This is a genomic window from Streptomyces sp. NPDC059828, assembly GCF_042731955.1.
Classification (GTDB): Bacteria; Actinomycetota; Actinomycetes; order Streptomycetales; family Streptomycetaceae; genus Streptomyces.
Map to the genome: position 1 here is coordinate 1 of NZ_JBHWIW010000098.1, position 2,691 is coordinate 2,691.

General features: G+C 56.3%; 1 rRNA gene and 1 other annotated feature (1 of these 2 only partly in view). The gene reads right to left on the minus strand.

Annotated features, from left to right (window positions below):
• Nucleotides 1-3: 3 nt before the first annotated feature.
• Nucleotides 4-120: ribosomal RNA gene (gene rrf, locus ACFV6V_RS30970) — 5S ribosomal RNA — on the minus strand.
• A 94-nt stretch (nt 121-214) separates the two neighbouring features.
• Nucleotides 215-2,691, minus strand: a sequence feature (most likely nonfunctional fraction of RNA operon) (it continues 1,724 nt past the right edge of the window).

Genomic DNA, 2,691 nt, shown 5'->3' on the forward strand with positions numbered 1-2,691 from the left:
ATTGTTCGGCGGTGTCCTACTCTCCCACAGGGTCCCCCCTGCAGTACCATCGGCGCTGAAAGGCTTAGCTTCCGGGTTCGAAATGTAACCGGGCGTTTCCCTAACGCTATGACCACCGAAACTCTATGAAGAAAACAAACACAACCAGCCCACCACAACACGTGTGTGGGGCGTGTTCGTTACTTCAGAACTAACACAGTGGACGCGAGCAACTGAGGACAAGCCCTCGGCCTATTAGTACCGGTCAACTCCACACGTTACCGTGCTTCCATATCCGGCCTATCAACCCAGTCGTCTACTGGGAGCCTTACCCCATCAAGTGGGTGGGAGTCCTCATCTCGAAGCAGGCTTCCCGCTTAGATGCTTTCAGCGGTTATCCTTTCCGAACGTAGCCAACCAGCCATGCCCTTGGCAGAACAACTGGCACACCAGAGGTTCGTCCGTCCCGGTCCTCTCGTACTAGGGACAGCCCTTCTCAAGACTCCTGCGCGCGCAGCGGATAGGGACCGAACTGTCTCACGACGTTCTAAACCCAGCTCGCGTACCGCTTTAATGGGCGAACAGCCCAACCCTTGGGACCGACTCCAGCCCCAGGATGCGACGAGCCGACATCGAGGTGCCAAACCATCCCGTCGATATGGACTCTTGGGGAAGATCAGCCTGTTATCCCCGGGGTACCTTTTATCCGTTGAGCGACGGCGCTTCCACAAGCCACCGCCGGATCACTAGTCCCGACTTTCGTCCCTGCTCGACCCGTCGGTCTCACAGTCAAGCTCCCTTGTGCACTTACACTCAACACCTGATTGCCAACCAGGCTGAGGGAACCTTTGGGCGCCTCCGTTACTCTTTAGGAGGCAACCGCCCCAGTTAAACTACCCATCAGACACTGTCCCTGATCCGGATCACGGACCCAGGTTAGACATCCAGCACGACCAGAGTGGTATTTCAACGACGACTCCACAACCACTGGCGTGGCCGCTTCAAAGTCTCCCACCTATCCTACACAAGCCGAACCGAACACCAATATCAAACTGTAGTAAAGGTCCCGGGGTCTTTCCGTCCTGCTGCGCGAAACGAGCATCTTTACTCGTAGTGCAATTTCACCGGGCCTATGGTTGAGACAGTCGAGAAGTCGTTACGCCATTCGTGCAGGTCGGAACTTACCCGACAAGGAATTTCGCTACCTTAGGATGGTTATAGTTACCACCGCCGTTTACTGGCGCTTAAGTTCTCAGCTTCGCCCCACCGAAATGGAGCTAACCGGTCCCCTTAACGTTCCAGCACCGGGCAGGCGTCAGTCCGTATACATCGCCTTACGGCTTCGCACGGACCTGTGTTTTTAGTAAACAGTCGCTTCTCGCTGGTCTCTGCGGCCACACCCAGCTCACCGAGTAAATCGGATCACCAAACGTGGCCCCCCTTCTCCCGAAGTTACGGGGGCATTTTGCCGAGTTCCTTAACCATAGTTCACCCGAACGCCTCGGTATTCTCTACCTGACCACCTGAGTCGGTTTAGGGTACGGGCCGCCATGAAACTCGCTAGAGGCTTTTCTCGACAGCATAGGATCATCCACTTCACCACAATCGGCTCGGCATCAGGTCTCACCCTCATGAGAGACGGATTTGCCTATCTCTCGGGCTACACCCTTACCCCGGGACAACCACCGCCCGGGCTGGACTACCTTCCTGCGTCACCCCATCACTTACCTACTACCACCTTGGGTCAGCGGCTCCACCACTCCCCATCACTCCGAAGAGATCAAGGGCGGCTTCACGGCCTTAGCATTAATGGATTCGATATTGGGCGTTTCAAAGCGGGTACCGGAATATCAACCGGTTGTCCATCGACTACGCCTGTCGGCCTCGCCTTAGGTCCCGACTTACCCTGGGCAGATCAGCTTGACCCAGGAACCCTTAGTCAATCGGCGCACACGTTTCCCACGTGTGTATCGCTACTCATGCCTGCATTCTCACTCGTGAACCGTCCACAACTCGCTTCCGCGGCTGCTTCACCCGGCACACGACGCTCCCCTACCCATCACGATCCCCGTTGGGGGTACATATCGCAATGACACGACTTCGGCGGTACGCTTGAGCCCCGCTACATTGTCGGCGCGGAATCACTTGACCAGTGAGCTATTACGCACTCTTTCAAGGGTGGCTGCTTCTAAGCCAACCTCCTGGTTGTCTCTGCGACTCCACATCCTTTCCCACTTAGCGTACGCTTAGGGGCCTTAGTCGATGCTCTGGGCTGTTTCCCTCTCGACCATGGAGCTTATCCCCCACAGTCTCACTGCCGCGCTCTCACTTACCGGCATTCGGAGTTTGGCTAAGGTCAGTAACCCGGTAGGGCCCATCGCCTATCCAGTGCTCTACCTCCGGCAAGAAACACACGACGCTGCACCTAAATGCATTTCGGGGAGAACCAGCTATCACGGAGTTTGATTGGCCTTTCACCCCTAACCACAGGTCATCCCCCAGGTTTTCAACCCTGGTGGGTTCGGTCCTCCACGAAGTCTTACCTCCGCTTCAACCTGCCCATGGCTAGATCACTCCGCTTCGGGTCTTGAGCGCGCTACTAAACCGCCCTATTCGGACTCGCTTTCGCTACGGCTTCCCCACACGGGTTAACCTCGCAACACACCGCAAACTCGCAGGCTCATTCTTCAAAAGGCACGCAGTCACGAGAAC